Below are 26,289 nucleotides of genomic sequence, written 5' to 3' on the forward strand. Positions count from 1 at the left end.
ACAACGAGAGGCCTGAACCCTTCGCAGGGAGTGGATCAGGCAAACGGGGTGGTACCGCGGTACGGCGCACCGGCGCCGACATCGTCCCCGTGCCCACATCTCGCGCTCACGGCGCGGCGGCACGAGGAGCAGATCCGCGATGGCGGACGAGACAACTACCGGTAGCGCATACCCCCGGGTCGATTTCGGCGCGGCTGCGGGCGCGACGTTCCCGGAGCTCGAAACCCAGGTGCTCGACTACTGGGCTCGCGACGACACCTTCCGCGCCAGCATCGACAATCGCGACGGTGAGGGTGAGTTCGTCTTCTACGACGGGCCCCCGTTCGCCAACGGCCTGCCGCACTACGGGCACCTGCTGACCGGCTACGTCAAGGACCTGATCCCGCGCTTCCAGACCATGCGCGGCAAGAAGGTCGACCGCCGCTTCGGCTGGGACACCCACGGTCTGCCCGCCGAGATCGAAGCCGAGAAGCAGCTCGGCATCACCGACAAGGCCCAGATCGACGAGATGGGGCTGGCCGAGTTCAACGCCGCCTGTAAGTCGTCGGTGCTGCGCTACACCGGTGAGTGGCGCGATTACGTCACCCGGCAGGCCCGCTGGGTCGACTTCGACAACGACTACAAGACCCTCGACCTCGACTTCATGGAGTCGGTCATGTGGGCGTTCAAGTCACTGCACGAGAAGGGCCTGATCTACCAGGGCTTCCGCGTGCTGCCCTACAGCTGGTACGAGCAGACGCCGCTGTCGAACCAGGAGACCCGCCTCGACGACGCGTACAAGATGCGCCAGGACCCCGCGGTCACCGTCGACATGCGCCTGTCCGTCTCCGCCGAGCACCCGTTCGCCGCGCTGGACGGCGCGAACGCGCTGATCTGGACCACCACGCCGTGGACCCTGCCGTCCAACCTCGCGATCGCGGTGCACCCCGACGTGCGCTATGTGCACGTGCGCGGCGCCGACGACAAGCGCTACCTGCTCGCCGCCGAACGTCTGTCGCACTACAGCCGCGAACTGGGCGAGGAGCCGGAGGTGCTCGGCGAGTACGACGGTGCGGCCCTGGCCGACCTGTCCTACGCCCCGCCGTTCGACTTCTTCGTCGGCCACCCGAACTCGCACCGCGTGCTCACCGCCGACTACGTCACCACCGACTCCGGCACCGGCATCGTCCACCTCGCGCCGGCTTTCGGTGAAGAGGACATGGACGTGGCCTCGGCCAACGGCATCGAGATCGTCCAGCCACTGGACCCGGCGGGCAAGTTCACCTCGATGGTGCCGCCGTACGAGGGCCTGATGGTCTTCGACGCCAACCCGGTGATCATCAAGGACCTCAAGGCCGCCGGAAAGCTGTTGCGGCACGAGACGATCGAGCACTCGTACCCGCACAGCTGGCGCTCCGGTCAGCCGCTGATCTATATGGCCGTGCCGTCCTGGTTCGTCGCGGTCACCAAGTTCCGCGACCGGATGGTGGAGCTCAACCAGCAGATCAGCTGGGTGCCCGAGCACATCCGCGACGGACAGTTCGGCAAGTGGCTCGAAGGCGCGCGCGACTGGAACATCAGCCGAAATCGCTACTGGGGCAGCCCGATCCCGGTCTGGGTCTCCGACGATCCGGCCTACCCGCGCGTGGACGTCTACGGTTCGCTGGACCAGCTCGAAGCCGACTTCGGCGTGCGCCCCACCGACCTGCACCGCCCGCACATCGACGACCTCACCCGGCCCAATCCCGATGACCCGACCGGGAATTCGACGATGCGCCGGGTCCCCGAGGTGCTCGACTGCTGGTTCGAGTCGGGCTCGATGCCCTACGCCCAGGTGCACTACCCGTTCGAGAACAAGGAGTGGTTCGACAGCCACTTCCCCGGCGATTTCATCGTCGAGTACAACGGGCAGACTCGCGGCTGGTTCTACACGCTGCACGTGCTCTCGACCGCGCTGTTCGACTCGCCGTCGTTCAAAACCGTGGCCGCGCACGGCATCGTGCTCGGTGAGGACGGCCTGAAGATGTCGAAGTCGAAGGGCAACTACCCCGACGTCAACGAGGTCTTCGACCGCGACGGTTCCGACGCCATGCGCTGGTTCCTGATGAGCTCGCCCATCCTGCGCGGTGGCAATCTCATCGTCACCGAGCGTGGCATCCGCGAGGGCGTGAGCCATGCGATGCGGCCGCTGTGGAACGCGTGGACCTTCCTGCAGCTCTACGCCTCGAAGCCCGGTGTGTGGCGCACGGATTCGCCGAATGTGCTCGATCGCTACATCCTGGCCAAGCTCGCGGTCACCCGCGACGTGGTCACCGAGGCACTGGAGACCTACGACATCGCCGGTGCCGCCGACGAGTTGCGTGGGTTCGCCGACGCGCTCACCAATTGGTATGTGCGCCGGTCGCGTTCGCGGTTCTGGTCCGAGGATCGCGACGCGGTCGACACCCTGCACACGGTGCTGGAGGTGGTCACCCGTCTCGCCGCGCCGCTGCTGCCGCTGATCACCGAGGTGATCTGGCGGGGGCTCACCGGCGAGCGTTCGGTGCACCTCACCGACTGGCCGACCGAGACCGAGCTGCCGCACGATCCCGACCTCGTCGCCGCCATGGACGAGGTGCGGGTCGTGTGCTCGACGGTGCTGAGCCTGCGCAAGGCGCAGAACCTGCGGGTGCGGTTGCCCCTGGCCGAGGTCACCATCGCCGCGGCCGATGCCGAGCGGCTCGCGCCGTTCACCGAGCTGATCGCCGACGAGGTCAACGTCAAGAAGGTCGACCTGACCACCGACGTCTCCGCGCACGGCAGGTTCGAGCTGGTCGTGAACGCGCGCGCCGCGGGCCCGCGCATCGGCAAGCAGGTCCAGACGGTGATCAAGGCCGTGAAGGCGGGGGAGTGGAGCGAGTCCGCCGACGGTGTCGTCACCGCCGCGGGGATCACCCTGCTGCCCGAGGAGTACACCCAGCGTCTGGTGGCCGCCGAACCCGAGTCCACCGCCGCCCTGCCCGGCAATGCCGGCCTGGTGGTGCTGAACTCGGTGGTCACCGAGGAGCTGGAGGCCGAGGGCTGGGCCCGCGACCTGATCCGCGACCTGCAGGAAACCCGCAAGTCGCAGGGGCTGGAGGTGTCCGACCGGATCAGTGTGGTGCTGGAGGTGCCCGCCGAGCGGGCCGAGTGGGCCGCGACCCACCGCGACCTGATCGCCGGGGAAATCCTCGCCACCGCACTGACTTTCGGTGATGCCGGTGCCGATGCCGCCGAGATCACGGGCGGCGTGAAGGTGTCGGTCACGAAGGTCTAGTACTTCGAGACAGCGAAAGGGCGGGACCTGCCGGTCCCGCCCTTTTTCGCGTGAATGCGGTTACTCGACAACCAGTTCCACCGGGATGTTGCCCCGAGTGGCGTTGGAGTACGGGCACACCTGGTGGGTCGCCTCGATGAGCTGCTGCCCCTGCTCGTTGTGCAGGTGCTCGGGCAGTTCCACGCGCAGCACGACCGAGAGTCCGAACCGGCCGCCGTCGAGGGGGTTCAGGCCGACTTCGGCGGTCACCGACGCGTCGTCGGCGTCCAGCTTCATCCGCTTGGAGACCAACTGCAGGGCACTGGCGAAACAGGCCGAATAGCCCGCCGCGAAGAGTTGCTCCGGGTTGGTGCCCGCGCCGTCGCCGCCCATCGCCTTGGGGCGGGCGAGCGTCAGATCGAGCACGCCGTCGTCGGTGTAGGAACGGCCGTCGCGGCCGACCGAGGTGGCTACTGCGGTGTAGATGGGTGCCATGGTGTCCTCCTAGACAGACTTGTCTGTTCGCTTGTGTACTCAGAGTAGACAGACCTGTCTGGTATCGTCAAGGGAAAGCGCTGAATCCCGGAAAGGACACAGGTCAGGCGATGAGTGCGGCTCGTGAACGTCTGCTCGATACGGCAACCCGGTTGTTCTATACCGAGGGTGTCCACACGGTGGGCATCGACCGGATCATCGCCGAGGCCGGCATCGCCAAGGCCACGTTCTACCGGCACTTCAAGAGCAAAGACGACCTGGTAGTCGCCTATTTGCAGCGCGAATACGCGCGCCAGCGCGAGGCGCTGGAATCGGTCGAGGGTGAAGGCATCGCCGCGGTCACCACCATCTTCGACGCGCTCCGTGACATCAGTTGCGGCCCCGGCTTCCGTGGCTGCCCTTTCCTCAACGCCGCCGTCGAATTCACCGACCCGCAACACCCGGTCCGCCGCGTCGTCGACGACTACCGCACCTGGTTCCGTGAACTCATGGCCGAACACCTCCGCGCCGGCGGTCACTCCGCCCCCGACGACGCGGCCCGCGCCCTGCTGCTCACCCGCGACGGCGTCACCATCAGCGGCGGCGTAGGCGACAACGACACCGTGCGCGCCGGCATCGAGGCGGCGCTGAAACTCATCGGCTGATCACGCGAGAAGACGGGGAACTCGCCGGGTGCGCCCATACGGCCCGGCTACCTCCTGGCCACGCCGTCACGACCGGCGGAAGTCGGGGAGAGGCCGCACAGTCGTGCAGAATTGTGGCGTTACTGCTGATGCGCATGGAACCGCTGAGGCGACAGTGACTGCTCGTGACGTTTGTCCTGTGGAAACGGTGCCGCGCCGATGATGGCGACATCCCGGCGCGACACCGGATCAGTGGGTGGCTCACCCGGATCAGGCGATGCCGCCCGATAGCCGACCAGCCGGAAGCTCAGCTCCCGGCCGTGAGGAAGGGCGCGCACATGAAGCGAGAACTCCTGGGACGGTTGGCCTTCGGCTTCGTCGCCACCGTCACCACCACCATCGTCCTCGCTGGGCCCGCGTGGTCGCAGCCGGGCAGCTCGTCGGGCTCGGGGACGTCAGGTTCCTCATCGGGTAGTTCCAGTGGCTCCGGCATGATTCCGCTGCCCAGCGCCACCGGCATCGGCGCGCTCACCGCCGCCATGACCCAGCTCGGCAAACCCTACGAGTGGGGCGCCATGGGGCCGCACTCCTGGGACTGCTCGGCGCTGGTGCAATGGGCGTTCCGGCAGGTCGGCGTCACCTTGCCACGTACCACGTGGGAGCAGGCGAAGGTCGGCCTCCCGGTGACCTTCGGCGGCCTGGCACCCGGCGATGTCGTCATCCTCAACGGCGACGGCTCCCACGTCGGCATCTACGCGGGCATGGGCCAGCTGCTCGACGCCCACGACTGGGGCGTCCCGGTCGGCCTGCACCCGTTGCGCGAATTCGATATCTTCGCGATTCGCCGGTTCTAGTTCTCGTCCACCAGCTGACGCAACAGCGGGCCGTATTCGGGATGGGCCAGTGCGGAGGCGAACTGGGCCACCAGGTAGTCGGCGGGGTTGCCGGTGTCGTACCAGCGGCCCTGGATGACCTGGCCGTACACCGCGTGCTCGGCGGCGTAGTTGTTGATCGCGTCGGTCAGGTACACCTCGCCGGTCTGGTGGGTGTACCAGTTCTCGGTCTGGATGCGCAGCTCGTCGATGATGCCCGGCGTCACCACGTAGCCACCGATCGCCGCGAAGGCCGACGGCGCGTCTTCGGGCTTGGGCTTCTCCATCAGGCCGGAGATGCGCAGCAGCCCGTCGTCGAGGTCCTCACGCACCACGGGCACGCCGTAGCGCTGCGATTCGCCCGGCGACATCGGCAGCAGCGCCAACACCGGGCATCCGGTGGATTCGTAGGCGGTGATCAGCTGCTGAGCGCGCGGTACCTCGGCGACGAACACGTCGTCGGGCCACAGCACCAGCATCGGTTCGTCGCCCAGATGACGTGCGGCGTTGAGCACCGGCGTGCCGTTGCCGTACGGGCCGTGCTGGTCGAGGTAGGTGATGTGGCCCTCGCGGGAGAGCTCGCCGACCTCCTCCACGGCGTCGGCGTAGGCGGACTTGCCGTCGGCGCGCAGCTGCGCGACCAGTGCCGGATTCGGCCGGAAGTGATCCTGGATCAACGACTTGCCGCTGCTCACGACGATGGTGATGTCGGTGATCCCGGAGGCCACCAACTCACGCACGGTGTGCTCGATGACCGGTTTGTCCCCGACCGGCAGCATCTCCTTCGGCGTCGCCTTGGTCAGCGGAAGCAGCCGGGAGCCGATTCCCGCCGCCGGAATGACAGCCTTGCGGATCTTCATCTCCCGATCATCACATATTCGGCTGTGTGATCGGTGTGCGACGGCTGGCAACGGGCTCGAGGAATTGTCGGTGACCCGGCGTAGATTGCGCTCGTGAGCACTCACACTCCTGCCGCCGGGGCTCCGGCCAGGCCAGATGCGGCGGTCACCGCCCGTCGCTGGGTGCTGCACATCGATATGGACGCTTTCTTCGCCTCGGTCGAACAATTGACCAGACCCACGCTGCGCGGCCGTCCGGTCCTCGTGGGTGGGGCGAGCCAGCGTGGCGTCGTCGCGGGGGCCAGCTACGAGGCTCGGGTCTACGGCGCGCGTTCGGCCATGCCGATGCACCAGGCCCGGCGGCTCATCGGCGTGTCGGCGGTGGTCGTCCCGCCGCGTGGCGCGCTGTACTCGGTGCTGAGCGGGCAGGTGTTCGACGCGTTGCGCAGCTGTGTCCCGGTGCTGGAGACGCTGTCGTTCGACGAGGCCTTCGCCGAACCGGCCGAGTTGGCGGGAGCGAGTGTCGCGCAGGTCGAGGACTACTGCGCGATGCTGCGTGCGCTCGTCCGAGCGCAGACCGGGCTCACCGCCTCGATCGGCGCGGCGACCGGGAAACAACTCGCCAAGATCGGCTCCGGTCTCGCCAAACCCGACGGGATGCGGGTCATCTCGCCCTCGGAACAGGGCGAGCTGCTCGCCTCGCTGCCGGTGCGCAAGCTGTGGGGGATCGGCCCGGTAGCCGAGTCGAGGCTGCGCAGCCTCGGCATCGAGACGGTCGGCGCGTTCGCCGCGCTGCCGGAATCGGAGGCGGTCTCGACCCTCGGGGGCAGCATGGGCGCCGCCCTGCACCGGCTCGCGCGCGGGATCGACGACCGGCCGGTCACCGAACGCGCCGAGGCCAAGCAGATCAGCGCCGAGAACACCTACGAGCGCGACATCGTCACGATGGCCGACCTGCGGGCCGCCGTCACCGCGATGGCCGCGTCGGCGCATCGCAGACTCGAACGCGACGGCCGTGCCGCCCGCACCGTGGTCCTCAAGCTCAAGAAGTCCGATATGGGCATCGTGACCAGGTCCTTCACTCTGCCGTACGCCACAGCCGACCTGACCACCCTGGCCGCGGCCGCGCAGCGTTCGGCGATCGATCCCGCGGAGCTGGGCCCGATCCGGCTCGTCGGCGTCGGGTACGGGGGATTGTCGCTGGTGCGCCAGGAATCGCTGTTCCCCGAACTGGATCAGGCGGTACCCGCCGATCTCGGCACCGTCGAGGATCCGCCGCCGCCGTCGCCGGACGAGCCGAATCTGCCTGCGGGATTGTGGTTTCCAGGCATGGATGTGCATCATCCGGAATTCGGGCACGGCTGGGTGCAGGGCGCGGGCTACGGCGTGGTGACCGTGCGTTTCGAGACCAGCTCGACAGGTCCCGGTGCGGCGCGTACCTTTCCAGCCGACGACACGGGGCTGACACGGGCCGATCCGCTCGCCAGTCTCGCGTGAAGAGTAGCCTCGGCTACCGCGATGGAACGACTCCCACCTCGAACGCAAAGGACGAGCAGTTGAAGCTTCGTACGACCGGACGTGTAGCGATCGCCGGACTGGCCGTGGTCGCCGCCCTCGGCCTGAGCGCGTGCAGCGACGACAAGGGTGACAAGCCCGCCGCCAAAGCCACCACGAGCGCGAAGGCTTCGGCTTCGGCGGCCGCGGACCTGCCCCCCGTGCCGACCGTGGAACAACTCAACCAGCAGCTCACCACCGCGCTGGATCCCTCGGTCCCCAACGACCAGAAGCTGGACTTCGTGCAGGGCGGCGAGGCCGACCCCGAGCTGCCGAACCGCTTGGCCCAGGCCGCCTCGGACGCCAATGTCCAGGTGCAGGTCACCGAGGTGACCTCCTTCGGTGACAGCGTCAACGCCAAGGCCAACTTCACCGTCAACGGCCAGACCAACGTCGTCGACGTGCCGTTCGTGGCCGAAGACGGCAAGTGGAAGGTCCAGAAGTCGTGGGCCTGCGGCATGATGACCAACCTGGGCCAGACCTCGGTCGCCTGCCCCTGATCTGCCACGCTCGAGCCCCGTTCGGATGTCTCCGGGCGGGGCTTTCGCGTGTGAGTCGCGACGGTGTTTCGCCTGCTGCCGGTGGCGCGGCTACTATCGGGCCCCGTGGTAGAGACGATCGTGCGGCAGGGGCATCCGCCCAAGGATGTGTCGGAGCCGGCGCGACGTGATCGCCCGGGGTGGGCGCGCATCGTCGCGATCGTCGCGGGACTGATCGGCATTCTCAGCGCCGCGGTGATCCCGTTCCTGCCCGTGCGGGTCGACGCCGCGACGGTGTCCTGGCCCCAGCAGGGGTCGCCCGCCGCGGTCGAATCGCCGCTCGTCGCCTACGCGCCCGCCGCCCTCTCGGCGACGGTGCCGTGTGCCGCGCTGAGTTCGCTGGCCGCGACCGGCGGTGTCGCGGTCTCGACTGTGCCGCGGCAATCGGCCGATATGGAGAAGTACGGCTTCGTCGTGAAGGTGGTCGCCGACACCGCCGAACGCCCCGGCCGGGTGGACGTGGTCTCGCGCTCGACCCTGGTGTGGACGGCACCGCTCGCCGACGTGCTCGACCGGTCCTGCGCGCTGACGATCGCGATCACTCCGCAGGAATCCACGGTCACCACAACAGGTCTCGGTGCGGGCGCCGCCGTGGCCGCCGATCTGCGTCCCCAGGTCGTGGGCGTTTTCAGTGAACTCACCGGCGCCGCCCCCGCCGACCTCGCGGTGCGCGTCGATGTCGACGCCCGCTACACGTCGTCGCCGACCTGGCTCAAACTGGCCGCCATCGTGCTGTGCCTGCTGGCCACCGCGGTGTCGTTGTTCGCCCTGCACCGTCTCGACGCCCTCGACGGCCGCTCCGCGCGCCGGTTCCTGCCGCAACGCTGGTGGCGGCTGCGCCCGGTCGACTGGCTGGTGTTCGCGGTGCTGCTCGTCTGGCATTTCATCGGCGCCAACACCTCCGACGACGGCTACATCCTCGGAATGGCGAGGGGTGCGCGCAGTTCGGGCAACATGTCCAACTACTACCGCTGGTTCAGCGTCGACGAGGGCCCGTTCTACACCCCGTACGTCGACATCATCGGCTGGCTCACCCACATCTCCGCGGTCAGCCCGCTGGTCCGGCTGCCAGCCCTCGGTGCGGGCGTGCTCACCTGGTGGTTGATCAGCCGCGAAGTGCTGCCCCGCCTCGGCGTCGCGGTGCGCCGTGAACGCATCGCCACCTGGACCGCGGCCTTCGTCTTCCTGGCCTTCTGGCTGCCCTACAACAACGGGCTGCGTGCGGAATTCGTTGTCGCGCTGGGCGTTCTGGTCACCTGGGTATCGGTCGAACGAGCGATCGCGACCCGGCGGCTCGTGCCGTTCGCCGTCGCGGTGATCGTGGCCGCCTTCACCCTCACCGGCGCACCCTCGGGCCTGATCTGCCTCGGCGCGCTGGTGGCCGGTGCGCGCGTCGTCACCGCGATGATCGTGACGCGGTCGAAGTCGGTGGGCTACCTCGCGCAACTGCTGCCGATCCTGGCCGCGGGCACGGTGGTGCTCACCGTCGTCTTCGCCGACCGGACGTTCGCCGGGGTGCGGGAGATGTTCGCCGTGCACAGCGTGATCGGGCCGGGGGAGTCCTGGTTCTTCGAGTTCCTGCGTTATCAATATCTTCTGCAGCTCAATGCTGATGGCTGGCTGACCAGGCGATTCGGTGTCTTCGCGATGCTGATCGGCCTGATCGTGTGCACTGCCGTCATGCTGCGGCGCGGCGGCCATATCCCCGGCATCGCCGTCGGCCCGACTCGGCGCATGCTCGGCATCACCCTCGCCGCTATGGTGCTGATGATGTTCTCGCCCACCAAGTGGACCCACCAGTTCGGCGTGTTCGCGGGCCTGGCCACCTGTGTCGCCGCGGTGACGGCGGTCGCGGTGAGCGCGCACGTCCTGCGGCCGATGCGCAATCGCGCGCTGTTCGCCGCGGGTGTCTTCTTCGCCCTCGCCATGACCTGGGTCGGCGCCAACGGCTACTGGTATGTCTCCTCGTGGGGGATCCCCTGGTGGGACAAGCCGCCGACCGTCGCCGGATACGGCGTCTCGACCTTGTTCGTCGGTCTGACCCTGCTCGCGCTCGCCGCGGCGGCGTGGTACCACGTCCATCCGAACCTGAACCCGAAGGCCGAGGTCGGCTGGTTCGCGGGGGCACCCGTTCTCGCTGTCGCCGCCGCGCTGATGGTGCTGTTCGAGGTGGCGTCCTTCGCCAAGGCCACTGTCGCCCAGTACCCCGCGTACTCCCTCGCCGGTTCCAACCTCTCCGCCGCCTTCGCCGGTGGGTGTGGGATGGCCGACGAGGTGCTCGTCGAAACAGACCCGAACGCCTCGATGCTCGCGCCGCTGTCCGGCGACCTGACCAGCACGATGAACGGCACCGACTCGACCGGCTTCCGGGCCGGCGGTGTCGCGCCGGTGCTCACCTCCGACGAGGTGGAATCGACCACCGGCCAAGCGAATTCGGTATCCGACGACCCCGACAAGCTGCGCGACGCCTCCACCTCGGCGGGCTCGGAATCACGACAGGGCTCGCTGCAACTGCCCTTCGGTCTCGACCCCGCGACCCCGGTTCTCGGCAGCTACCGCCCCGGCACCCAGGAGCCCGCGGCGCTGACCACCGGCTGGTTCCGGCTGCCCGACGGCCCGCGCGGCCCGCTGCTGGCGATGTCGGTGGCAGGCCGGATCCGCTCGGTCGACGCCGACGGCATCGTCCACCCCGGCCAGGAACTGGCCCTCGAATACGGCACCGCCGCAGCCGACGGCACTGTCACCGTGACCGGCCAGATCGCGCCGACCGATATCGGCCCGGCGCCGATGTGGCGCAATCTGCGTGTCCCGATGGACCAGCTGCCGTCCGAGACCAGCGTGGTCCGCTTGGTCGCCGCCGACAAGGACCTCGGCCCCGACCAGTGGCTCGCGCTCACCCCGCCGCGCATGCCGCAGACCACCACGCTCAGCTCGCTGGTCGGCCGTGAGGCGCCGGTGCTGCTGGATTGGGCTGTGGGACTGCACTTCCCGTGCCAGAACCAGATGCCCACCTACAACGGCATCGCCGAGCTCCCCGAATACCGCATCCTGCCCGACCGCAACGGCGCCACCATCACCAACCTCTGGCAGGGCCACGACGGTGGTGGCCCGCTCGGCTGGACCCAGCTCCTCTTCACCGCCCGCACCCTGCCGACGTACCTGAACAACGACTGGGACAGGGACTGGGGCTCCCTCGAGCAGTACCTTCCCCTCGACGCCACCGCCGGCCCCGCGAAGGTCACCGTCGACTCCGAAAACCGCTGGGGCACCTGGACCCCCGGCCCGATCATCACCGCCTGGTAGTCATACCGGTGGACAGCTGATCACCACGCTGTCAGGGGAGCATCGCCGAGCGCGGTCCGCCACCACGGTGTGGTGATCGGCTGCCCACCTTCAGCGGGAGTTGGTGGCGATGCGCAGGGCCAGATCGGGGAGGTCGGCGCCGGTGAGGCCGGGGTAGCCGTGGAGGATGGCGCGCCAGCGGGCGGGGACCGCCGAGGCGCCCCAGCGGGCGCCGAGGAGGCCCCCCGCGATGGCCGCGGTGGTGTCGGTGTCGTTTCCGGCACGGACACACGCCTCCAGGGCGAGCGGAAGGTGCTCCGGCGTCGACTGATCGGTGGTCGTGATCGCCCACCACGCGGTCTGGAGGGCGTGCACGACCCAGCCGTTGTTCGGGAAGTCGGCGGGCGTGCCCTTCTCCGCTTCGTCGAGACGGTCGGTCCAATAGGCGGACTGCGGTGAGCCGCTGACGTATTCGCGAACGCCGTCGAAATCGGCGTTCAGTACCGCATGGCGGATCGCGTAGGTCCACATCTTGCACGCCTCGACAGCGTTGTCGTCGTAGTGCGTGAGCAACCCGACCCGGCCCGCCGCCGCGACGCATTCGGCGGCGTCGTCGAGATAGGCCAGCGCGACCGGGGCGGTCCGCATCAGCGAGCCGTTGCCGCCGGTTCGGCCGGTGAGCGACATCGCCACCGCCTGCATGTCCAGTGCGGAGGAAGGTCTGGCGGACAACACGTTTCGCGTCTGGTTCCCGATGTCCGGCGGCTTCGAGTCGTACCAGGAGACGAACCCGGCCGCGACCGCGTCGAGATCGATGCCCGGCCCACTGGACGCGGCTACCGCCACGGCGACCGACATCGACGTATCGTCGGTCCACTCGCCCGGCGCCCAGTCGAATACCCCGCCGCCGATCATGTCGATCACCGTGTCCGGTCCGGGATGTGTGAACTCGTAGCCTGCCCCCAGCGCGTCGCCGGCGGCGGTACCGACCAGCACGCCGGCGACCCGATCCGAGTACCCCGCATCGTGCACAGAATCCACCCCTCTCGGGTGTGCCCACTATCCGATTGTCCGATGGGCAAGCCTACCGGTCGGCTTGTGGTCCACCGGCGATTCATGCCGGTGTGACACCGAATCGAGCTTCGGGTGTGACACCGAACGGGCTAGTGCGTGGCCGCGTCCGCCGTCTCGGCCACCGAGAGCTGCCTGGTGCGGCGCGCACGCAGCAGGGCGTCGGTGGTGAACACCGCCAGCGCCGTCCAGATCAGGGCGAATCCGGCCCAGCGCGACACGGGCATGGGTTCGTGCATGACCGCCACGCCCCAGGCCATCTGCAGGGCGGGGGTGAGGTATTGCAGGATGCCCATGGTCGAGAGCGGGACCCGTTTGGCCGCCACGGCGAACAGCAGCAGGGGCAGCAGCGTGACCGGCCCGGTCGCCAGCATGAGACCGAAATGAGCGGGGCTGGAGGTCATCTCACTGCGGCCGGTGGCGATCAAGACGATCAGAAAGGCCAGGGCGAACGGCACGGCGACAATCCCCTCGGCCGCGATGCCGGGGAGCGCGTCGAGCCGGATCACCTTCTTCACCAGCCCGTAGGCGGCGAACGAGCAGGCCAGGATCAGTGCGATCACCGGCGGCCTGCCGTAGTCGACGGTCAGCACCACCACCGCCAGCGCGCCCAGCCCCAACGCCACCCACTGCGCCCTGGTGAGCCGCTCCCGGAACAGCAACACGCCGATCGCGACGGTGACCAGCGGATTGATGAAGTAGCCGAGCGCGCATTCGACGATGTGCCCGGTGGTGACGCCGAAGACGTACACGCCCCAGTTCAGCGACAAGGCCGCCGAGGCCGCGGCTGCCAGGCGCCAGGTTCTGGCATCGATGCCGCGCAGGTTCCCCAGCCGTCCCGTCAGCGTGAGCACCAGCAGGACCACGACCAGCGTCCACACGATCCGCTGCGCCACCACCTCGGCGGGGGAGGCGAACGACAACAGCCCGAAGAAGGCGGCGAACGAACCCCAGATGAGGTAGGCCCCCGCCCCGAAAACGACACCGGGCGGGGATGAGCTGCGCTGCATTCATCCCATGTTACGACCGGCTAATCTGGCGAGCATGTCCATTTCCGTGCAGGAACCGGCGGCTGCCGGGCTCACCGCCGCACAGGTCGACGAGCGCCGCCGCGACGGGCGCACCAACGATGTCCCCGCCAGGGCGAGCCGGTCGGTCGGCGAGATCGTCCGCGCGAATGTGTTCACCCGCATCAATGCCATTCTCGGTGTGCTGTTCCTGCTGGTGCTGTCGACGGGCTCGATCATCGACGGCATGTTCGGGCTGCTCATCGTGGCCAACAGCGCGGTCGGCATCATCCAGGAGGTCAGGGCGAAGCGGACCCTGGACGAGCTGGCGATCGTCAGCCAGGCCAAGCCGACGGTGCGCCGCGACGGCGTCGCCCAGCAGATCGCCCCCGGCGAGGTGGTGCTCGACGATCTGATCGAGCTCGGCCCCGGCGACCAGATCGTGGTCGACGGTGAGGTCGAGGAGGCCGCCGCGCTCGAGGTCGACGAATCGTTGCTGACCGGCGAGGCCGACCCGATCGACAAGGGCGTCGGCGCGCCGGTGATGTCGGGCAGTTTCGTGGTGTCGGGTTCGGGCGCCTACCGCGCGACCAAGGTCGGCAAAGACGCCTACGCGGCGAAACTGGCCGAGGAGGCCAGCAAGTTCACGCTGGTGCACTCCGAATTGCGCTCGGGCATCGACAAGATCCTGAAATTCATCACCTACCTGCTCATTCCCGCCGGCCTGCTCAGCATCTACAACCAGCTGGTCTCGAGTGGGGAATCGTGGCGCCCGGCCGTTACCGGCATGGTCGCGGCGTTGGTGCCGATGGTCCCCGAGGGCCTGGTCCTGATGACGTCGATCGCCTTCGCGGTCGGTGTGGTCCGCCTGGGTAAACGCCAGTGCCTGGTGCAGGAATTGCCCGCGATCGAGGGCCTGGCCAGGGTCGACGTGGTGTGCGCCGACAAGACCGGCACCCTTACCGAGAACGGCATGCGCCTGGCGCAGGTCGAACCGCTCGGTGCGTTCGACGAGGCGCAGGTGAAGGCCGCGCTGGCCGCGCTCGCGAGCGACGACCCGCGGCCCAATGCCAGCGTCCAGGCCATCGCCGAAGCGCTGCCCGACTCGCCCGGCTGGTCGCAGACCGCCGTCGCACCCTTCTCCTCGGCCAAGAAGTGGAGCGGCATTTCCTATGGCGCCCACGGTGATTGGCTGCTCGGCGCCGCCGACGTGCTGCTCGACCCCGCCTCCGAGGACGCCGCCCACGCCGAGCAGCTCGGCTCGTCGGGCCTGCGCGTGCTGCTGCTGGCGCGCAGCGACCGTTCGGTCGACGCCGACGACGCGCCCGGCCGGGTCGAGCCGGCCGCGCTGGTGGTGCTCGAGCAGAAGGTGCGTCCCGACGCCAAGGCGACCCTGGAGTATTTCGCGAGCCAGCAGGTGTCGATCAAGGTGATCTCCGGCGACAACGCCGTATCGGTCGGCGCGGTCGCCTCCTCGCTCGACCTGCCCGGCGGTGACCACGCCGTCGACGCGCGCACCCTGCCCGACGATCCGGCCGCGCTCGCCGACGTGCTCGATCACGAAACCACCTTCGGCCGGGTGCGTCCCGACCAGAAGCGCGCCATGGTCGGTGCTCTGCAATCGCGCGGGCACACCGTCGCCATGACCGGGGACGGTGTCAACGACGTGCTGGCGCTCAAGGACGCCGATATCGGTGTCGCGATGGGCGCCGGTAGCCCGGCCACCCGCGCGGTGGCGCAGATCGTGTTGCTGGACAACAAGTTCGCGACCCTGCCGTATGTGGTGGGGGAGGGGCGCCGGGTGATCGGCAATATCGAACGCGTCTCGAACCTGTTCCTCACCAAGACCGTGTACTCGGTGCTGCTGGCCTTCCTCGTCGGCCTGGCCGGTGTCGGATCGCAGATCTTCGGCTACGACCCCATCGGGTATCCGTTCCTGCCGCGTCATGTCACCATCGCGGCCTGGTTCACCATCGGCATCCCCGCGTTCGTGCTCTCGCTCGCGCCCAACAACGAGCGCGCACGCACCGGCTTCGTCGGCCGGGTGATGCGCCTGGCCGTGCCCTCGGGCGTGGTGATCGGCGTGGCGACATTCGTGGCCTACCTCATCGCCTACGCCGGGCCGGAAGCCACGGAAACGCAGAAGGTGCAGGCGGGCACCACCGCGCTGATCACGCTGATCATGATCGCGGTGTGGGTGCTCGTGCTGGTCGCGCGGCCCTACGTGTGGTGGAAGGTGGTGCTGATCGCGGTGTCCGTGCTGGCCTATGTCGCACTGTTCACGATCCCGTTCACCCGCGAGTTCTTCAAACTCGACCCGTCCAATCCGCGCCTGACGCTGGCGGCGGTGGTCTGCGGTGTGATCGGCATCGTGCTGGTCGAGCTGGCATGGTGGGTGCAGGCGCGGCGCTCGGGCGGCGCGGGCAAGCTCTTTCCCCCGGTGGGCGCGCAGGGGGCGTGACCGACCGCTGACCCGGGTCGGGTGGTTTCGAGAACCCTTGTGCCGGACGAACATTCGGTGTTGGAGTACCTTTGCCGGTTATGGAGGTATTGCTGCCGCTGTCGCACCGTCTCGGGACCACCCGGTGACCCCCGACGAATTGGACGATCTGTTCGCCGACCTCATCGGGCAGTTGGATCGGCTCGACGTCGATGCGCTGGAATTGATGGCAGCCGCGTATGACCAGGCCGGAGATGTCGACCGGGCCCGCGAGCTGTGGGTGCTGGCCGAGACACGTCGCGGCAGTGATCGGCCGTAGCCGCAGCGGCTCGACGCGATCGAGCGGCGCGGACCTACTCGGTGGGAACCGGGCCGTCGTCGGGACTCGATGTGACGGTGTCGCTGCTGCCGGGCAGTAGGGGACTCACCGCGAACCGTCCCGCGACGGCGTCGGCCGGCAGCGCCTGCACCGCTCTGACGCCGGGTTGTGTTGCGAGGTCACGTAATTGGGGCAGGGTGCCGCGCACCACGAGGCCCGCCGTGCACGCGCAGCCCGCACGCAGGCGGCTCTCGGTGACGTGAGCGACAGCGGCGCTGCGCTCGTCGCGGAACTGCTGGGCCGCGACCAGCCCCGCCGCCGCCTCGCCGGACTTCACCGCGGGTTCGTCACCACCCGGCGTCGCGACGGTGATCACCGGCGTCTGCACCCGGTCGACCGGTACGTGCTGGATCACCCCGGAGATCCGCAAGCCGTCGGCCGCGGCCGGAAGCTGTTGGGGTGCGATGTATTCGGTGAACGACACGAGCGCCCAGTGCTGGTCGGTATCGGCACCGTCGAGGGAAGCCTTCGCGTCGACCAGGTAGTGCTCGACCTGCTCGCCGGGCGCGGGCCCCAGTCGATCGGTGGCCACCGCCGACGCGGGCGGCGGCTCACGGAAGGCGATCACCAACAGGATCACCGCGCCGACAGCGGCGATCCCGAAGATCACCGAGTTGCGCAGCGATATCCGCCGGGTGGCCGAATCATCGTCGGCGGCAGTCGATTCGGCGGGCATGTTCCCGAGATCCTCGGCGGTCGAACCCGGGCCACCGTCGCGCGGCGCCTGCCCGGCCGATGAATCCCCGCGGTCGTCCGGCGCCGTCTCCGGCGCCGGTTCGGACGACCGCGGGTCGTCAGGCATTGCGTAGTACGTCCAAGGCGCCCGCCAGATCGGCGGGGTACTCGCTGGTGATCTCCAGCCAGCGACCGTCGGCGGGATGGTGGAAGCCGAGCTGGCGCGCGTGCAACCACTGCCGTTCCAGGCCGAGGCGTTTGGCCAGCGTCGGGTCGGCGCCGTAGGTGAGGTCGCCGGCGCAGGGGTGGCGGACCGCGGAGAAGTGCACCCGGATCTGGTGCGTGCGACCGGTCTCGAGGTGCACGTCGAGCAGACTGGCCGCCTGGAACGCCTCGATGGTGTCGTAGTGGGTGACGCTGGGCCTGCCGTCGCCGGTCACCGCGAACTTCCAGGCATTGCCCCGCGCGCGCCCGATCGGCGCGTCGATGGTGCCGCTGCTCGGATCCGGGTGTCCCTGCACGAGTGCATGGTATTGCTTGTCGACCGTGCGTTCCTTGAAGGCGCGCTTGAGCATCGTATAAGCGTGTTCGGATTGTGCCACCACCATCACCCCGGAGGTGCCCACGTCGAGCCGGTGCACGATGCCCTGGCGTTCGTGCGCGCCCGAGGTGGAGATGCGGTAGCCCATCGCCGCCAGGCCGCCGACCACGGTCGGACCGGTCCAGCCGACGCCGGAGTGCGCGGCGACCCCGATCGGCTTGTCCACGGCGACGATGTCGTCGTCGGCGTAGAGAATGTTCATCCCGTCGACCGGGGCGGCCTCGACCGTGAGCTCGCGCTTGGGTTCGGGGAAGATCACTTCCAGCCACGCGCCCGCGGTCAGCCGGTCGGACTTGCCCGCGGCGACTCCGTCGATCTGCACCGAGCCGTCCTCGGTGAGCGCCACGACCGCGGTCCGCGAGAGGCCGAGCAGGCGGGCGAGTCCCGCGTCCACCCGCATCCCGTCCAGTCCGTCGGGAACGGGCATTGTCCTGGTTTCTCTCATGCGGTCTCCTCGGTGTGTTTGCGACCGCTGCGGGTGCCGTCCGGTTCGAAACCGAACACGGTGAGCGCGACCAGCAGGATCGCCCCGCACACGATGGCCGAGTCGGCGACGTTGAAGACCGGCCACCAGCCGACGGCGACGAAGTCGACCACATGGCCCTGCAGCGGGCCTGGGTATCGGAAGAGCCGGTCGACCAGGTTGCCCAGCGCGCCACCCAGGACCATGCCGAGGCCGATGGCCCACCACAGTGATCGCAGGGTGCGTCCGATCCGGATCACACCGATCACCACCGCGGCGGCGATCAGGGTGAGCAGCCAGGTCATGCCGGTCGCCATCGAGAACGCCGCGCCCGGGTTGCGGACCAGGGTGAACCGCGCGAAATCGCCGACGATCGGCACCGATTCGCCCGGGTCGATGAAGGCGACCGCGAGGCACTTGGTCAGCAGGTCGAGCCCGAACAGCACGACGGCGATGATCAGCAACGTCGTCAAACGACCGCGACCAGCGGGTTTCGCCGTCTCGGCCGTCTCGGGCACGGCAGCCGCCGACGGTGTGGCTGAGTCGTCGCCGGTCTCGGGGACAGCAGCGTTGTCGGTTGGCCGGTCTTCACTCACGCGTCCATCATTCCCTAGTGGCGATCCGGCCCGCGCCGCGGTGCCGAGGAGTCCCAGGTGTTACTCAGGAAGCGGTCGTACCCTGATGGCTGTGACGGTGTTGTCTAGATCTCGCTTACCCCGCATCGCGCGCCCCGGGGTGTTACTGGTGGCGCTCGTGCTCGGGTTCGCGACCTTCGGCGCCGGCTGCGCCGATCGCTCGGCCCCTGCCGCGGAGGTGGACGGCACCGAGCCGCTCGGCATCGGCAAGGAAGTCACCGTGCCGATCTCGGCCGCGGTCACCACGATGGTCTCGCCCGGCGAGGAGCCGCGCGATCTGCTGCGGCCGCGCTATGCCGCGGGCACCACGCAGGAGGTGACGCTGCGCACCGACTACCGGATCCAGCAGCAGGTCAACGATCAGCCCGCTCGCGACTTCTCGCCTGCCGCGCTGACCATCCCGATGACCGCGCGCACGGGCGCCGACGGCGTCGATCTCACCGTCGGTGCGGTCACCACTCCCGACCCCGCGCTCAACAAGGCGTTCACCTCCGCCGACGGTTCACACGCCGGTTTGGGGATGAGCGACTTCGGTGCGATCACCGAGCTGCGCATGGCGCCGTCGCCGGACACCCCGAACACCGCGCGGGCCGCGCTCGAACAGGCCTTCTATCAGGCTGTGTACCAGTCGATCGCGTTCCCGGACCAGCCCGTCGGCGTCGGCGCGGTGTGGACGGTGCACCAGCAGATCACCGGCGGGGTCACCCTGGACCAGATCACCACCGCCACGCTCACCAGCCGCGAGGGCGATCGGCTCACCATCGATCTCCAGGTGAATCAGACGCCCACCGACAACGTGTGGGAGTTGCCCAACGACGCCGGTGAGCTCGACATCGACGGCTACGTCATGGAGGGCGTCGGCTCGATCACCATCGATCTCGGTATGCCGCTGCCGGTTTCGGGTTCCATCGAGATCGGTGGGCAGCAGACCTACCGCGACGCGCGCAGTGTGAGCACCCTGGTGCAGACGCAGTCGACCCGCGTCTCCTGGACGGAATGATGCGGGTGGATTCGCTGCGCGTAGGCGCGGCTGTTTCGGCGTGTGTCGGGTTGGTCGGCGTCGCGGGCTGTGGGGCCGACGACGCGGTGGACTCGCCGGGATCGGGTCCGTTCTCCGCCGCCGTCACGGCCGCACCGGGAACCGGGGCCGTGATCCGCGATGCGGCGCAGTTGTCGGCCGGTCTGCTCGCCGCTACCGATCTGCCCGGTGATTTCGCGGTCGTACCGTCGCGCGGTGAGTCCGACGAGCCCGCGGTGCCGCCCGCGGCGCTGACGGATCCGCCGGACTGCGGACGGCTGCTCTCGCCGATCGCGCAGCAGTGGCCGGGGTCGGCTGCCGCCGCGTCGGTGCAGTTCGCGGGGCCCAGCTTCGCCACCATCGACATCGACGCCGCCAGCTACCCGGACGCGGCGCTGGTGCCGGCCTTCGACGCGCTCCAGGCGCAGCCCCGGCGCTGCACCAGCTACTCCGGCGACGATGCGGGCGTGCGGATCGAGTATCGAACCAGCGCGCTCGCGCAGCCGCCCGCGGGCGACGCGGGCTCGGCGTTCACCCTGACCGCCACGAGCGAGGGGCTCACCCTCACGTCGGCAACATCGCTTGTCCAAGTGGGGAACACGCTGGTTCAGGTTGTCGTCACGGCACCGGAAGTCGTCGATCCCGGTGTGCTCGCCGATCTCACCGCGGCGCAAGTGCGCAAACTCCGCGGCTGAGACCGGCTCGAGTTCACGCCGAGACTGCGAGTTTCCCGCCGAGGTGCCCGAGGTAGCCACGGACCTCGTCGGCACTCTTGTCGGGAAGCCCGAAGACCACCTCGGTGACGCCCTGATCGGCCCAGCTCGCGAGCTGCTCGGCGTTGTGACGACCGGCCAGCGCGATCACCCGTGGGGTGCCGTCGCGGCCCGCTTCCTTCCAGACCCGGTGCAGGAGCTCGACTTTGGCGCCCAGGTCGCCTTCGGTCGGGGTGGTGATCCAACCGTCCGCGTTGGCGGCCAGCCATCCGAACGATTTCTCGGTACCGCCCGCTCCGAGCAGCACCGGAACCCCGGCGCGCACCGGCTTCGGCCAGGACCAGCTCGGGCCGAACTTCACGAAGTCGCCGGCGAATTCGGCTTCCTCCTGCGACCACAGTGCCCGCATCGCGTCGAGGTTCTCGCGCAACACCGTGCGTCGCTTGTTCGCCGGAACGCCGTGATGGGCGAGTTCGTCGGTGTTCCAGCCGAATCCCACACCCAGCTCCACCCGCCCACCGGACAGGTGATCGAGCGAGGCGATGGTCTTGGCGAGGGTGATCGGGTGGTGTTCGGCGGGCAGCGCGACCGCTGTCGACAGGGTGATCCGCTCGGTGACCGCGGCGGCGGTGGCCAGCGCGACCCACGGGTCGAGCGTGCGCAGATACCGGTCGTCGGGTAGCGAGGAGTCGCCGGTCTGCGGATGGGCCGCGGCCCGCACGACCGGGATATGGGTGTGCTCGGGGACGTAGAACGCGTCGAATCCGGCGTCCTCGGCGGCCTTGGCCGCATCGGCGGGCGCGATGCCCCGGTCACTGGTGAACAAGACAACCCCGTAGCGCACGTCCCGGCCCTCCGACTTCGGCAGCAAAACTGAAACAGGTTCTAAACCTGAGACAAGTTCTACAGGAGTAAAACGAGTTCTACTAGTCCTGATCTCAGCGGATGGCCGAAACGGCGACGCCCTTTTCCCGATCAGGCGAGGGGAATACGCTGGTGGTCGTCCGAGCATCACTCTCGACACGGAGGTATCCGATGTCTGATGTTTCCCCTTTTCCTGAAGGTTATCCGCGGATCTGTCCCGGCCTGGCGTGCGTGGGAGCGGCCGCCGCGATCGACTTCTACACCGCGGTCTTCGGCGCCACCGTGCGCATGAAGATGGACGGCCCCGGCGGCACCATCGTCCACAGTGAACTGCTCGTCGGCGATTCGGTGCTGATGGTGGGCGATCCGGTCCCCGAGATCGGCTTCAGTGACCCGAAGGCCGTCGGCGGTTCGCCGGTGAACCTGATGGTCTACGTCGCCGACGCCGACGCCGCCTTCGGCGCGGCCCTCGACGCGGGCGCTACCGCCATCACTCCCATGACCGACCAGTTCTACGGCGACCGCAGCGGCGCCTTCGAGGACCCGTGGGGTCACCGCTGGACCGTGGCCACCCACATCGAGGACGTCTCGCCGGAGGAAATGGAACGGCGCATGTCCGACATGATGAACGCGGGCTGATCGGATCGGCACGCCCGCACCGTGCGCGAAGGCCGCGGTGCGGGCGTGCCGCGCGTTACGCGGGAACGATCGAGTTCCCCTCGACGCGAACAGGTTTGGCGGGCAGCGGCGCGGTCGCCGGGCCGCCGCGTACCGCGCCGTCGAGCTCGAATCGGCTGCCGTGGCACGGGCAGTTGATCGTGCCTCTGGCCACGGTGGCGACCTTGCATCCAGCGTGCGTGCAGGTCGATGACAGCCCGACGAAAGTGCCCGCGGTCGGCTGCGTGACGACGGTGTCGCCGACGATCACACCACCACCCACCGGAACATCGGCCACCGTGGTCAGCGCCCCCGCCGGCGCCCCCGGTTCGGGTGGAGCAGCGGCTGCCGACTCGGTGTTGTCGTCGCCACCGCACGCGGTCAACGTCGCCGCGGCGGCCAAGGCGCCGACACCCACCACGACGGTGCGGCGGTTCAGCGAGAAATCGTTGATGGTCATCGGTCGTTCTCCGCTTCCGTTGATGAGGCTGCCGGCCCGCTTCTCACGCCCACCGGCTCCTTCCCTGTCAACGGCCCACACTCCCTCCCGGTTCGACCGATTCCGATGTCGAGCCGGTGACCCGGCGTGAAATCTCCGGACGTATCGGGGGATTCCCTGATGTGGGTGGGCGGTCAGGGCGCCTAGCGTTCTCGGTGTGCGGGCGATTGTGCAGCAGGTATACGGGTCATCGGCGATGTTGGCGACCGCGGAGGTCGGGCGGCCCTCAGTGGGAGCGGGGGAGGTGCTGGTCCGCGTTCACGCCGCGTCGGTGAATGCGCGGGATTGGCATGTGATGCGGGGAGATCCGAAGATCGCGCGGTGGATGGATCGGTCGGTCTTCGGCCGCCGGGGACCGGCGAATCCGGTGCAGGGCGGTGATTTCGCGGGGACGGTCGAGCAGGTGGGGGACGGTGTCACGGATCTGGCGGTGGGCGACGAAGTCTTCGGGGAGGCGGTCAGCGGTGCGTTCGCGGAATACGTCGCGGTGCCCCGGGGGCTGCTCGACCGGAAGCCGGCGAACCTGAGTTTCGAGGAGGCGGCGGCGGTGCCGTTGGCCGCCAATACCGCCCTGACCTGCCTGCGTCACGTCGTCGACGGCGAGCGGGTGCTGATCATCGGCGCGTCCGGTGGCGTCGGCACTTTCGCGGTCCAGATCGCCCGGGCACGGGGTGCGCGGGTCAGCGCGGTGTGCAGCACCCGCAATGTCGAGGCGGCGCGCGCACTCGGCGCCGAACGCGTCGTCGACTACACCCGCGATACTCTGACCGGCCGCTACGACACTGTCCTCGACCTGGCCGGAACGCGGTCGCTGCGGGAACTGCTCCGACTGGTCGAACCCACCGGCACGCTGGTCCTGTCCGGTGGTGGCAACTTCGACGGCGGCAGCTGGTTCGGCCCGGTCGGCCTGCTCGCGCGCGGTCAGCTGGCTCGACCGTTCGTGAAACCGGCCATCCGTGCTCCGCTGGCGCAGCAGACGCCGGAGTCGCTCACCGAGCTCCGCGAACTGATCGAGTCGGGTCTGCTCCGCCCGGCCATCGACCGGACCGACCCACTGGCGGATACGCCCGCCGCCATCGAGTACATGGAGACCGAACACGCCCGCGCGAAGATCGTGATCACCATCGCGCCGGCGGGCTGACGTCACAGCAGGCGAAACTCCATCATCGCGATCGCGTCGTCGACGGAGGCGGACAGGGTCTTCAGCCGACTGTGCGCGTTCGGCGCGGACAGGGCCGCCTGGCGATCGGTCGGGCCGATCGGCAGGCGAGCCGCGAGCTCGTAGGACCGCGTGGTCGGATCGTCGGACAGATCGTCCAGCGAGGCGGACGGCGGCGGACGGCGGATGCCGTTGCGTCGCGCGAACTGCGCCGTGAGGGTGTGCAAGCGGTCCGCGCGTTCACGCAAACCCGCCAGCAACGCGCTGTCGTCGCTGCCGGGGTCGTCCGGCCATGTTTCGGCTTCCGCCTGCGGATACGGCGCGTCGACGAGCCACTTCTCGATGCGAATGCGGTCGGTTCCCTTGCAGCGCAGCCGGTATCGCGAGCCGGGCAGTTCGATGACCTCGGTGATCCGGGCGACGGTGCCCACCTCCGTGCGTACCTCACCGCCGCCCACTTCGTGCCCGCGCGCGATCAGCACGACACCGAATTCCGGCTCCCGCCGACCGTCCATGCAGTCCTCGACCAGCGCCACGTACCGCGGCTCGAAGATCTGCAACGACAACGACTCACCGGGTAGCAGCACCGCTCCCAGCGGGAACATAGGTATCTCCACCGTCCCAGCATGCCCGGTGTCGCGCCTACTGTGCCCATCCGGCGCGCTCACGCTGTGTCCTTTCGGCAGGTTCGGGTCCGGCCCACGGTGACATGGGCCAGCCGTTGCTTCACGCGGTGGCGATCGACTCGAATACCGTCGGATCGACCAGTGTCGAGGTGTCACCGAGCTCTCGGCCCTCGGCGACATCGCGCAACAGCCTGCGCATGATCTTGCCGCTGCGGGTCTTGGGCAGCTCCGGCACGATGTGGATCTCGCGCGGCCTCGCGATCGGACTGATCTCGAGCGACACCGCTGCCTCGAGCTCGGACACGAGCGCGTCGGCCGTGGCCGCCGATCCGGTGAGGATGACGAAGGCGACGATTCCCTGCCCGGTCGTCTCGTCGGAGGCACCGACCACCGCGGCCTCGGCGACGGCCGGGTGCCCGACCAGCGCGGATTCCACCTCGGCGGTGGAGATGCGGTGACCGGACACATTCATGACGTCGTCTACGCGCCCCAGGATCCACAGATCACCGTCGGCATCGAGCTTGGCCCCGTCTCCGGCGAAGTACCAGCCGTCGGAAGCGAAACGCTGCCAATAGGTTTCGCGGTAGCGGTCCATGTCGTTCCAGATGCCGCGCAGCATCGACGGCCACGGCTGATCGAGGACGAGCAGCCCGGATTCATCGGGCCCCAGTGGCGTGCCGTCGTCGTCTACGACCTTGGCGGAGATCCCCGGCAGCGGGCCCATCGCGGCGCCGGGCTTGGTGTCGGTGATGCCGGGCAGCGGCGCGATCATGATGGCGCCGGTCTCGGTCTGCCACCAGGTGTCGACGATCGGAGTCTTGTTCGCGCCGACGACTTCCCGGTACCAGCGCCAGGCTTCGGGGTTGATCGGTTCGCCGACGGAGCCCAGCAGTCGCAGCGTGCTCAGATCGTGGGCGTCGGGGATTTCGCGGCCCCACTTCATGAACGTGCGGATCAACGTCGGCGCGGTGTAATAGATGGTGACGCCGTACTTCTCGATGATCTCGAAATGACGATTCTGGTCGGGAAAGTTCGGCGTGCCCTCGTACACGATCTGCGTCGCGCGGTTAGCGAGCGGCCCGTAGACGATGTAGCTGTGCCCGGTGACCCAGCCGATGTCGGCGGTGCACCAGTAGATGTCGTGTCCCGCTTTGTGGTCGAACACGTTGTGGTGGGTATAGGCGGTTTGGGTGAGGTAGCCGCCGGTCGTGTGCAGGATGCCCTTGGGCTTTCCGGTGGTGCCGGAGGTGTAGAGGATGAACAGTGGATGCTCGGCGGGGAAGGCCTGTGCCTCGTGCGAAGGTGAAGCGACAGCGACGGTTTCATCCCACCACAGATCGCGCACCTCGGTCCACGGCACGTCCAGGCCGACCCGGCGCACCACCAGCACATGCTCGACGCTCGACGGATCCGAACCCAGCGCCTCGTCGACGGCGTACTTCAGCGCGGCGGGCTTGCCGCGACGCCACTGCCCGTCGGTGGTCACGATCAGCTTGGCCTCGGCGTCGTCGACCCGCTGGCGCAGCGCCGTGGGGGAGAACCCGGCGAACACCACCGAGTGGGTGAGACCGAGCCGCGCGCACGCCAGCATCGTCACGATCGCTTCGGGCACCATCGGCATGTAGATCGCGACGCGATCGCCCGCCGCGAGTCCCAGCGCGGTGAAAGTGTTCGCGGCCCGGCACACCTCATCGAGCAACTCCGCGTAGGTGATCGCGCGGGAGTCGCCGGGTTCGCCCTCCCAGTGGATGGCGACCTGGTCGCCGTGGCCGTCGATGACGTGGCGGTCGAGGCAGTTGTAGGCGACATTGAGCTCGCCGTCGCCGAACCAGCGCGCGACCGGTGCGTCGGTCCAGTCGAGTACCTCGGTGAAGGGCTTGTGCCAGTGCAGCCGGTTGGCCTGCTCTGCCCAGAAACCGTCGCGGTCGGTGCGCGCCCGCTCGTACAGCGTGGCATCGGCATTGGCCTGCGCGACGAACTCCGGGGCGGGCGGGTAACTGGTCACAAGAATCTCTCCTTCGAAAA

The 26,289-nt window shown here is 68.8% G+C and carries 23 protein-coding genes; 12 read left to right on the forward strand and 11 right to left on the reverse strand.

All coding sequences use genetic code 11. The features are described 5' to 3' along the window. The first annotated feature begins 139 nt into the window (after positions 1–139). Positions 140–3,274, forward strand: coding sequence for an isoleucine--tRNA ligase (ileS, locus tag ACFULV_RS24480; RefSeq protein WP_378660496.1), 3,135 nt, complete (start codon positions 140–142; stop codon positions 3,272–3,274). A 60-nt stretch (positions 3,275–3,334) separates the two neighbouring features. On the opposite strand, the gene ACFULV_RS24485 is transcribed toward ileS, so the two are convergent. Then, positions 3,335–3,748 (reverse strand): organic hydroperoxide resistance protein, encoded by a 414-nt coding sequence (locus tag ACFULV_RS24485; protein ID WP_378636713.1) that lies wholly within the window; start codon positions 3,746–3,748, stop codon positions 3,335–3,337. Positions 3,749–3,858: 110 nt separating this feature from the next. Here ACFULV_RS24485 and ACFULV_RS24490 point away from each other — a divergent pair, with 110 nt between their 5' ends. Both ACFULV_RS24490 and ACFULV_RS24495 read left to right on the forward strand, forming a co-directional pair. Next, positions 3,859–4,392, forward strand: a complete 534-nt coding sequence (locus tag ACFULV_RS24490; protein ID WP_378660499.1) for a TetR/AcrR family transcriptional regulator — start codon at positions 3,859–3,861, stop codon at positions 4,390–4,392. Positions 4,393–4,709: 317 nt separating this feature from the next. Next, entirely contained in the window at positions 4,710–5,225 is a 516-nt protein-coding gene (locus ACFULV_RS24495) for an NlpC/P60 family protein (RefSeq protein WP_378636717.1), read from the forward strand. Here the strand turns inward: ACFULV_RS24495 and ACFULV_RS24500 are convergent. Further along, positions 5,222–6,103 (reverse strand): UTP--glucose-1-phosphate uridylyltransferase, encoded by an 882-nt coding sequence (locus tag ACFULV_RS24500; protein ID WP_056816413.1) that lies wholly within the window; start codon positions 6,101–6,103, stop codon positions 5,222–5,224. The genes ACFULV_RS24495 and ACFULV_RS24500 overlap by 4 nt on opposite strands. 177 nt (positions 6,104–6,280) lie before the next feature. On the opposite strand from ACFULV_RS24500, the gene ACFULV_RS24505 reads away from it, so the two are divergent. From ACFULV_RS24505 to ACFULV_RS24515, 3 genes are all read left to right on the forward strand, one after another. After that, the gene (locus ACFULV_RS24505; protein WP_378636840.1) at positions 6,281–7,579 is read left to right on the forward strand and encodes a DNA polymerase IV; all 1,299 of its coding nucleotides are present in this window, start codon (positions 6,281–6,283) and stop codon (positions 7,577–7,579) included. Positions 7,580–7,638: 59 nt separating this feature from the next. Continuing rightward, positions 7,639–8,136, forward strand: coding sequence for a hypothetical protein (locus tag ACFULV_RS24510; protein ID WP_378636720.1), 498 nt, complete (start codon positions 7,639–7,641; stop codon positions 8,134–8,136). A gap of 105 nt (positions 8,137–8,241) precedes the next feature. Continuing rightward, positions 8,242–11,478, forward strand: a complete 3,237-nt coding sequence (locus ACFULV_RS24515) for an arabinosyltransferase domain-containing protein (protein WP_378660501.1) — start codon at positions 8,242–8,244, stop codon at positions 11,476–11,478. Between the two features lie 90 nt (positions 11,479–11,568). Here ACFULV_RS24515 and ACFULV_RS24520 read toward each other — a convergent pair whose 3' ends face one another. Then, a complete protein-coding gene (locus ACFULV_RS24520) occupies positions 11,569–12,498 on the reverse strand; it encodes an ADP-ribosylglycohydrolase family protein (RefSeq protein ID WP_378636724.1) in 930 nt (309 codons plus the stop codon). A 122-nt stretch (positions 12,499–12,620) separates the two neighbouring features. Continuing rightward, on the reverse strand, positions 12,621–13,538 hold the full coding sequence (gene rarD / locus ACFULV_RS24525) for an EamA family transporter RarD (RefSeq protein WP_378660504.1): 918 nt from the start codon (positions 13,536–13,538) through the stop codon (positions 12,621–12,623). A 34-nt stretch (positions 13,539–13,572) separates the two neighbouring features. Between rarD and ACFULV_RS24530 the strand changes: the two genes are divergently transcribed. Both ACFULV_RS24530 and ACFULV_RS24535 read left to right on the forward strand, forming a co-directional pair. Next, positions 13,573–15,996 carry a cation-translocating P-type ATPase gene (locus ACFULV_RS24530; protein ID WP_378660507.1) on the forward strand — a complete coding sequence of 808 codons (2,424 nt, stop codon included), beginning with the start codon at positions 13,573–13,575 and terminating at the stop codon, positions 15,994–15,996. A gap of 124 nt (positions 15,997–16,120) precedes the next feature. After that, on the forward strand, positions 16,121–16,294 hold the full coding sequence (locus tag ACFULV_RS24535) for a hypothetical protein (RefSeq protein ID WP_378636730.1): 174 nt from the start codon (positions 16,121–16,123) through the stop codon (positions 16,292–16,294). A 34-nt stretch (positions 16,295–16,328) separates the two neighbouring features. Here ACFULV_RS24535 and ACFULV_RS24540 read toward each other — a convergent pair whose 3' ends face one another. The 3 genes from ACFULV_RS24540 to lspA are packed head-to-tail and all read right to left on the reverse strand — an operon-like array spanning position 16,329 to position 18,689. Continuing rightward, complete coding sequence (locus ACFULV_RS24540) at positions 16,329–17,156, reverse strand: hypothetical protein (protein ID WP_378660510.1); 828 nt, start codon at positions 17,154–17,156, stop codon at positions 16,329–16,331. Next, positions 17,149–18,075, reverse strand: coding sequence for an RluA family pseudouridine synthase (locus ACFULV_RS24545; protein WP_062988582.1), 927 nt, complete (start codon positions 18,073–18,075; stop codon positions 17,149–17,151). Before ACFULV_RS24545 ends, ACFULV_RS24540 begins: the two co-directional genes overlap by 8 nt. Beyond that, a complete protein-coding gene (lspA, locus tag ACFULV_RS24550; RefSeq protein ID WP_378660512.1) occupies positions 18,072–18,689 on the reverse strand; it encodes a signal peptidase II in 618 nt (205 codons plus the stop codon). The genes ACFULV_RS24545 and lspA overlap by 4 nt, the downstream gene beginning before the upstream one ends. Positions 18,690–18,837: 148 nt before the next feature. On the opposite strand from lspA, the gene ACFULV_RS24555 reads away from it, so the two are divergent. Continuing rightward, a complete protein-coding gene (locus tag ACFULV_RS24555; protein ID WP_378636737.1) occupies positions 18,838–19,728 on the forward strand; it encodes a hypothetical protein in 891 nt (296 codons plus the stop codon). A 5-nt stretch (positions 19,729–19,733) separates the two neighbouring features. Continuing rightward, on the forward strand, positions 19,734–20,441 hold the full coding sequence (locus ACFULV_RS24560; protein ID WP_378660514.1) for a hypothetical protein: 708 nt from the start codon (positions 19,734–19,736) through the stop codon (positions 20,439–20,441). 13 nt (positions 20,442–20,454) lie between these two features. On the opposite strand, the gene ACFULV_RS24565 is transcribed toward ACFULV_RS24560, so the two are convergent. Further along, entirely contained in the window at positions 20,455–21,303 is an 849-nt protein-coding gene (locus ACFULV_RS24565; protein WP_378660517.1) for a TIGR03619 family F420-dependent LLM class oxidoreductase, read from the reverse strand. Positions 21,304–21,494: 191 nt separating this feature from the next. Here ACFULV_RS24565 and ACFULV_RS24570 point away from each other — a divergent pair, with 191 nt between their 5' ends. Beyond that, a complete protein-coding gene (locus tag ACFULV_RS24570; protein ID WP_378636744.1) occupies positions 21,495–21,962 on the forward strand; it encodes a VOC family protein in 468 nt (155 codons plus the stop codon). 55 nt (positions 21,963–22,017) lie between these two features. Here the strand turns inward: ACFULV_RS24570 and ACFULV_RS24575 are convergent, their stop codons facing one another. Further along, entirely contained in the window at positions 22,018–22,440 is a 423-nt protein-coding gene (locus ACFULV_RS24575) for a ubiquinol-cytochrome c reductase iron-sulfur subunit (protein WP_378660520.1), read from the reverse strand. A 196-nt stretch (positions 22,441–22,636) separates the two neighbouring features. Here ACFULV_RS24575 and ACFULV_RS24580 point away from each other — a divergent pair, with 196 nt between their 5' ends. After that, positions 22,637–23,620: an NAD(P)-dependent alcohol dehydrogenase gene (locus ACFULV_RS24580; RefSeq protein ID WP_378660522.1), complete on the forward strand. Its 984-nt coding sequence runs from the start codon at positions 22,637–22,639 to the stop codon at positions 23,618–23,620. Positions 23,621–23,622: 2 nt separating this feature from the next. On the opposite strand, the gene ACFULV_RS24585 is transcribed toward ACFULV_RS24580, so the two are convergent. Together ACFULV_RS24585 and acs are read right to left on the reverse strand one after the other, a co-directional pair. Continuing rightward, the gene (locus ACFULV_RS24585; protein ID WP_378660525.1) at positions 23,623–24,243 is read right to left on the reverse strand and encodes an LON peptidase substrate-binding domain-containing protein; all 621 of its coding nucleotides are present in this window, start codon (positions 24,241–24,243) and stop codon (positions 23,623–23,625) included. Positions 24,244–24,364: 121 nt separating this feature from the next. Further along, complete coding sequence (acs, locus tag ACFULV_RS24590) at positions 24,365–26,269, reverse strand: acetate--CoA ligase (RefSeq protein WP_378660527.1); 1,905 nt, start codon at positions 26,267–26,269, stop codon at positions 24,365–24,367. Positions 26,270–26,289: the final 20 nt, after the last annotated feature.

Origin of the sequence: Nocardia sp. NPDC057272 (genome assembly GCF_042668615.1) — a bacterium.
Taxonomy (GTDB): domain Bacteria; phylum Actinomycetota; class Actinomycetes; order Mycobacteriales; family Mycobacteriaceae; genus Nocardia.